Source organism: Streptomyces sp. NPDC054840, from assembly GCF_053611065.1.
This window is the reverse complement of the sequence record NZ_JBSGZP010000429.1, coordinates 1-6446: the sequence shown is the minus strand read 5'-3', so window position 1 is coordinate 6446 and position 6446 is coordinate 1. Positions and strand designations below refer to the sequence as shown.

At 71.9% G+C, this 6446-nt stretch carries 8 protein-coding genes and 2 pseudogenes; 6 read left to right on the top strand and 4 right to left on the bottom strand.

The window, feature by feature from the left end; translation table 11 throughout:
- The first annotated feature begins 11 nt into the window (after positions 1-11).
- Positions 12-902: an oxygenase MpaB family protein gene (locus tag ACWGIU_RS25945; RefSeq protein ID WP_453709605.1), complete on the top strand. Its 891-nt coding sequence runs from the start codon at positions 12-14 to the stop codon at positions 900-902.
- Between the two features lie 15 nt (positions 903-917).
- Here the strand turns inward: ACWGIU_RS25945 and ACWGIU_RS25940 are convergent, their stop codons facing one another.
- The 3 genes from ACWGIU_RS25940 to ACWGIU_RS25930 all read right to left on the bottom strand — a co-directional run bounded on the left by ACWGIU_RS25940 (position 918) and on the right by ACWGIU_RS25930 (position 2580).
- Positions 918-1430: a VOC family protein gene (locus tag ACWGIU_RS25940; RefSeq protein WP_453709603.1), complete on the bottom strand. Its 513-nt coding sequence runs from the start codon at positions 1428-1430 to the stop codon at positions 918-920.
- On the bottom strand, positions 1331-1609 hold the full coding sequence (locus ACWGIU_RS25935) for a VOC family protein (protein WP_453709601.1): 279 nt from the start codon (positions 1607-1609) through the stop codon (positions 1331-1333). Before ACWGIU_RS25935 ends, ACWGIU_RS25940 begins: the two co-directional genes overlap by 100 nt.
- 131 nt (positions 1610-1740) lie before the next feature.
- A complete protein-coding gene (locus tag ACWGIU_RS25930; protein WP_453709599.1) occupies positions 1741-2580 on the bottom strand; it encodes a class I SAM-dependent methyltransferase in 840 nt (279 codons plus the stop codon).
- Between the two features lie 134 nt (positions 2581-2714).
- Between ACWGIU_RS25930 and ACWGIU_RS25925 the strand changes: the two genes are divergently transcribed.
- The 4 genes from ACWGIU_RS25925 (at position 2715) to ACWGIU_RS25910 (ending at position 5460) form a co-directional block, all read left to right on the top strand.
- Entirely contained in the window at positions 2715-3452 is a 738-nt protein-coding gene (locus tag ACWGIU_RS25925; protein ID WP_453709597.1) for an ArsR/SmtB family transcription factor, read from the top strand.
- 126 nt (positions 3453-3578) lie between these two features.
- A complete protein-coding gene (locus ACWGIU_RS25920; protein ID WP_453709595.1) occupies positions 3579-4520 on the top strand; it encodes a DMT family transporter in 942 nt (313 codons plus the stop codon).
- Between the two features lie 63 nt (positions 4521-4583).
- On the top strand, positions 4584-4706 hold the full coding sequence (locus ACWGIU_RS25915; protein ID WP_453709593.1) for a hypothetical protein: 123 nt from the start codon (positions 4584-4586) through the stop codon (positions 4704-4706).
- Positions 4707-4947: 241 nt separating this feature from the next.
- Positions 4948-5460: a hypothetical protein gene (locus ACWGIU_RS25910; protein ID WP_453709591.1), complete on the top strand. Its 513-nt coding sequence runs from the start codon at positions 4948-4950 to the stop codon at positions 5458-5460.
- A gap of 17 nt (positions 5461-5477) precedes the next feature.
- On the opposite strand, the pseudogene ACWGIU_RS25905 reads toward ACWGIU_RS25910, so the two are convergent.
- Positions 5478-5771 (bottom strand): annotated as a pseudogene (locus ACWGIU_RS25905) (Fur family transcriptional regulator); the annotation flags it as partial.
- Positions 5772-6080: 309 nt separating this feature from the next.
- Between ACWGIU_RS25905 and ACWGIU_RS25900 the strand changes: the two are divergent.
- Positions 6081-6446: pseudogene (locus tag ACWGIU_RS25900) on the top strand (catalase/peroxidase HPI); the annotation flags it as partial.

Here is a 6446-nt window from a genome sequence, read left to right as displayed (position 1 = left end):
ATACTGAACATATGACAAGGGCGAGAACGACAACGGTCCAACGGATCAGGCGGCAGGCCGGCGAGGCGGTCTTCCTGCGCGTCGCCGGGCCGGACGGGCCCCGGAACAGGGCGCGGATCCACACGACGCCCGGACCTCGGTGGTTCGCCCCGGATCGGCCGGTGCGGCGGGTGCACGGGGACGCGTCGATGTTCGTCGGCGGGCTGGCCGCCTTGTTGCTGCAGTCCCTGCACCCGCTCGCCATGGCCGCCGTGGCCGCGCACTCGGGGTACCGGGGCGACCCGTGGGGGCGACTGCACCGCACCAGTACCTTCCTCGCCGTCACGACGTTCGGTACGAGTTCCGACGCCGAGGCAGCGGTGGCTCTGGTACGGGAGGTGCACGCGCGCGTACGGGGGCGTACGGCCGACGGCGTCCCGTACCGGGCCGACGATCCGGAGCTGCTGACCTGGGTGCACATCGCCGAGGCGGACTGCTTCCTGCGGGCTCATCAGCGGTACGGCAGAAGCCCGTTGGACTCCGCGGGCTGCGACGCGTATCTGGCCGACACGGCGCGCGTGGCCCGTGCGCTGGGGGCGGACCGGCCGCCGGAGAGCCGGCGCGAGCTGGCTCTGCGGATGGCAGGGTACCGGCCCGACCTCCGGCCGACGGCGGCCTCCCGGGACACCGCCCGGTTCCTGCTGACCGATCCCCCGCTGCCGGGGGCCGCCCGGTTGCCGTACGCGCTGCTGGCGGCGGCGGCCGTGGACCTGCTGCCGCCCTGGGCGAGGTCGGCCGTGGCCGAGGAGGCGCCCGCGGCCGCCCGGATACCACCCTTTGCGGCTCGCGCCGGCGGCCACGCCGTGACCCGGGCGATCCGCTGGGCGCTGCCCCCTTCTCCCCACGCTCCCCTGCCGCGCTGACGGACGGTGGACCTCTCAGTACTCCTCGTCCGGGTAACCCCAGCGGATCGCCGGCTCGGCTCCGGCCGCCACCGCGGCGACCGTCGTCGCGAAGACCCCCTCGAAGTGCGGTTGCCACAGGTAGAAGCGCGAGATGCCGAGCGGGAAGTCGGAATCCCCGGAGACGAAGTACGAACCGTCGTCGCCCACCGCCACACCCATGGTGACCTGGCCGGCTATGTCCTCCTCGTACAGCAGCTCCTGAAGGGCGCGGACGATCGCCCAGGCCTGCGGCTCGTCGGCGACCCCGGTGACGGTGAAGGCAAGATCGATGTTCACTGACATGCCGGAAGAATAAGCGGGGCCACCGACAGCGGCGGCCCGCGCGCTGTTGCCGTCGGGGTCGCGGAAACCGGCCATCCGCCCCCAGGGGACGTCCTTCGGACCCGTCACCTCGGCTCCGGCCGCGGCGAGCTTCGCGCAGTCGGCGTCGACGTCGGCCGTGACCAGCATGATCCCCCGGGTGGAGCCGGGCGTGAAATCCCCCATGCCGGGGCCGAAAGGGTGAAGACGGTCTCGGCTCCTTCGGGGGCGACCTGCAGCCAGCGCGTGGGGCCGACCTGCCGGTCGGCACGGACCTCGAAACCCAGGACGTCGGTGTAGAAGGCGAGAGCCCGCTCCTGATCGGTGACGGGGAGCCTGATGAAGGAAGCGTGCTTGATGTTCATGACTCCACGCTAGGTAGGAGATTCCCTACGCCGTCAAACGTAGGGAACTGCCTACGTGTCGGTCGAGGGGGCCACAGCGGGACGGCGCCCTACCGGCAGCGGGCAGCGGGCAGCGGGCAGCGGGCAGCGGGCTACGAACGGATGGCGGTCACGAGGTAGTAGTCCAGGATCTGCTGCTCCCAGGCGGCCAGGAAGTTGCGGGGCCAGGTGCCCGGCGCCCAGAGACGGGCGAGCCAGCGATCCCAGCCCGGCCAGACCTGCGGACCGATCGAGGAGACCCGCACGTCGGCGAAACCGGATTCGGCGAGGGCATCGGTGAGCCTGGACACCGGCCGCGCGATGTCCAGGCCGCTGGCGAAGGAGTCGAGCAGCACGCCGAGCCGCTGCGCGGGCTCGGACGCACCCTCCACGGTGAAGAAGCTCGTGACCGCCACCCGCCCGCCCGGGCTCAGCACTCTCGCCGCTTCCCGGGCGAAGGCGGGCAGGTCCAGGAAGTGCTGCGCCGCCTCGACGCTGTAGAGGCAGTCGAACTCCCCGTCGCGCAGCGGCAGGTCCTCCGCGGCCCCGAGCGCGAAGTTCAGCCGGTGCGGCTGCGCCGCGAGGAGCGGAGAGTTGGCTTCACGGGCCCGCTGGAGCTGCTGGGGGTGGATGTCCACCCCGGTGACGGCCGCGGGCCGGTACTCCTCCAGCGCGAGCGCACACCCGAGGCCGAGACCGCAGCCGACCTCGACGGCCCGGCCGCCTTCAGGGGCCACGGCATCGAGTACATGCCGGTAGAGATCCTGCTCGCTGCGGATCCGGTCGCCCTGCGACAGGGGCTGCCCGAGATCGACGGCCCTCCAGTAGCCGAAGTTGATGAAACCTCCGGCGAAGACCGGAACGGCGCTGAGATCGGCCGGCCCGTACGTCTCCCACACCTCGGGCCGTACGACCGGGGACTGCCGCTCCGTGGGGTCACCCGACGATGACACCCCACCACCTCCTCGTGACGGGACCGTTCTGCCCCGCGGCCCTCAGTGTGGCGGGCGACCCCCTGGTCGCGACAGTGGACCTCATCCGTACAGATCGTTCGTTGTTTACCGAAATCATGGTGCATCCTTGACTGATGAACGAGACGCATCCCGGATCGACGTCCGCGGGCGGAGCGGCCCCCGCGGCGCTGTTGGCCGCGTTCGCCGCCGCCCTGGCCGACGAGACGCGGGCGGCGATCTGCATGACGCTGCTGGAAGGGCGCGCGTGGACCGCGGGCGAGCTGGCCCGTATCACCTCGGTGGCGCCCTCCACCATCAGTGGCCATCTGACCCGGCTGCTCGACGTGGGCATCTGCGTGACCGAGCGGCAGGGCCGCCACAGCTACGTGCGCATCGCCGACGGCGCGACCGCCCGCCTGCTCGACGAGCTCGCCTCGCACGCCGTTCCCGACCGGGACGCGGCGCACGCCGTACCCGTGGTCGCCGCACCGGATCCGCTGGCCCGCGCCCGGACCTGCTATGACCACTTCGCCGGGCGGCTCGGCATGGCGGTGACCGACGCCATGGAGCGGCGGGGGCTGCTGCGCACGGAGGACGTGTTCGAACTGACGGAGGCCGGCCGGGTCTGGTGCACCGAGGCCGGGATCAGCCTGACCGGCGAGGGTCGCAGGCGGCTGGCGAGCTCCTGCCTGGACTGGACCGAACGGCGCCGTCACCTGGGCGGCCTCGCCGGGGCACGCCTGTGCGCACGGGCGTCCGAGGAGAAATGGGTGGTGCGCCCGGCGGGCGGCGGGCGGGCCTTGGAGGTGACCGATGCCGGGGAGCGGGCCTTCGCCGACCTGCTGGGGCTCACACCGGAGGCGTGGAGTTGAGGCGTACGCACGGCACGAGGGGAATCGGGAGTGGGCAGCCGGGAGTGGGCAGCCGGGAGTCGGGAGTCGGGAGTCGGGAATATTAATTCGGTCGACACCGAAATGTTGCGCTCGTAGGGTGGCCTCATGACGTTCCGCTCGAGTTCGATCCCGCCCGGCGTCCTCACCGTCGGCGCCGTCACCTTCACGGTGTTCGCCTGGGCCTCCGCCTTCGTATCCATCCGCAGCGCGGGGGCCGCGTACTCGCCCGGTGCGCTGGCCCTCGGCCGGCTACTGGCGGCCTCGCTGGTACTCGTGGTGCTGCTCCTGATCAGCCGCCAGGGCCTGCCGCCCCGCGAAGCGTGGCGCGGGATCCTGGTGTCCGGTGTCGTGTGGTTCTGCGGCTACACGATCGTCCTCAACTGGGGTGAACGACTGGTCGACGCGGGCACCGCGTCGCTGCTCGTGAACATCGGGCCCATCCTCATGGCGCTCCTCGCGGCCCGCCTCCTCGGCGAGGCGCTGCCGCCGCGGCTCCTCGTGGGTATGGCCGTCTCCTTCGCCGGAGCGGTGGTCGTGGGCCTGTCCATGTCGTCCGGGGAAGGCGGCTCCACCTCGGTGCTCGGGGTGGTCCTCTGCCTGCTCGCGGCAGTGGCCTACGCGACCGGCGTCATCGCCCAGAAGCCCGCGCTCTCCTACGGCACTCCCCTGCAGGTCACCACGTTCGCCTGCCTGACGGGAACCGTGGCCTGTCTGCCCTTCGCGGGCCGGCTGTTCGCGGAAGTGCCCGGAGCGCCGGTGTCCGCAACCCTGAACATGGTCTACCTGGGCGTGGTGCCCACCGCCCTCGCCTTCACCACCTGGACCTACGCCCTGGCGCGCATGCCCGCCGGAAAGCTGGGCGCTACCACGTACGCCGTCCCGGCCATCGTCGTGCTGCTGAGCTGGGCCCTCCTGGGCGAGGTACCGGCCTGGCTGACCCTCCTCGGCGGGCTGCTCTGCCTGGCCGGAGTGGCGGTCTCCCGGTACGCGCCGCGCGCGCCCCGGACTTCCCCCGAGGACAGCCCGCTCGGTGCGGGCCGGACCTGACGTGACCACGCCTCTCCCCGCCGTCAGCACCGCTGCCCCGCCTCCCACGAAAGGCACCCCATCATGAGGATCCTCGCCGAGCGCGCCTTCACCGCGACGACGGTTACGACCCCGGGCTCCCCGCTCACCCCGTCCCTGTACCGCGACCTCGTCGCGGAGCGCCGACGGAGGCCGACCACGTCCTGACCGATCTCACCCTCCGCGCCCGCGCGCTGGGGGTCCCCACTCCCCTGCTGGACCTCGCCGCCCTCCAACTGCGGGTCCACGAGCACCGCCTCGCCGCGGGGGGACGCCCCTGAGGTCCCGCGACCGCGGCGGCGCCCCGCGGAGCCCCCGTACGCGCTCACCCGGATGCCCGGCCCATTGGGCATCCGGGCCTCCGGGCCTTTGACTGGGAGGTCCGGAGGCCCGGAAAACCTGTGGAGGCATGGTGACGGCGGTCGCGTGGGTGCGTGGTGCGGCAGGTGTGGTGGTGCTGTCGGTGGTGGCGTTCGGCGCCGCGGGCTGTTCGGACGGTGACGGCACCCCGTCCGGTGCGGTGTCGAGCGCCGCGTCGGCGGTGAAGTCCGCCGGCGAGGCGGTCTCGTCCGCCGCTGCCGAGGCCGCGAAGGCCGCCGAGTCGGCGGCTGCCGTGGCGAAGGACAAGCTCGCCGAGGTGAAGAACGGGGTCGACGCCAAGGACCAGGTGTCCTTGGGGGCGGTGACCACCGACGGCGACGGGTACACGACGGTCCCCGTGACGGCACGGAACACCGACGACGCGACGAAGTCCTTCGCGGTGCAGGTCGAGTTCAAGGACGAGAGCGGCAGCCTCGTCGACACCGTGGTCGTGACGATCACGGATGTCGCGGGGAAGGGTACGGGGCAGGGAACGGCCCGCAGTACGCACAAACTGTCGGGCACGGTGTCGGCCCGGACCGGTACGGCCCTGCGCTACTGAGCCGGGCCGTTCAAGGATCAGGCGCCGGGCGGCGCCCCCGGGGCGCAGTCCGGGCACAACCCTCGGTAGGTGGCCTCGGCACCGGAAACCGTGAAGCCGAACCGGTCCTGCTCCGGGAGGTCGGCCAGTGGGTCTCCGGTCGGGTGGACGTCGCGGATGAGACCGCTGGCGGAGCACACCAGGTGCTGGTGCCGGTCGTGCGCGTCGGGGTCGTGGCGCTTCGCACGGCCGTGGGCGGAGACCTCCGCGACCTCGCCGAGCAGGACCAGTCCGGCGAGGGTGTGGTGAACGGTGGCCCGGGAGATCTCCGGGAATCCGTGTCACCCGCGGCGCCCGTGCCGTATCCGCCCGGCCACCCTACAATTGTGTCCCCCGCTTTCCGGTCGTCCGGCACATTGCGGTGATCACATGAATTCGCCCATTGGGACGAGCCGGAACGGCTTTGGGCTTCGACTGCCGGTTACGCGGTGGCGCCCTGCGTGTTTCTCGGGGCTGTGCGGTCCGGTGTGCGCGACCATACGGACGCCGAGTCGCAGTGCCCGACCCGACGTGAAATGGGAGACGGCGTCGTGAGCGAACGGCCGGCAGATGGAAATACCGCGACAGGAAGAAGGACGGACGTGTCCGGCAGCGAAAGCGAGAACCCGGCAATCCCCTCACCGGCCCCCACCCCTGCTCGGCCCAGGACGAACCGGGACTGGTGGCCGAACCAGCTGGACCTCCAGGTCCTCCACCAGCACTCGCCCCGGTCCAATCCCATGGACGAGGACTACGACTACGCGGCAGAGTTCGCGACCCTGGATGTCGACGCGCTGAAGCGGGACGTCTTCGAGGTGATGACGGCCTCGCAGGACTGGTGGCCCGCCGACTACGGGCATTACGGGCCGCTGTTCATCCGGATGAGCTGGCACGCCGCGGGCACGTACCGCATCGAGGACGGCCGGGGTGGCGGCGGCTCCGGCGCCCAGCGTTTCGCCCCGCTGAAC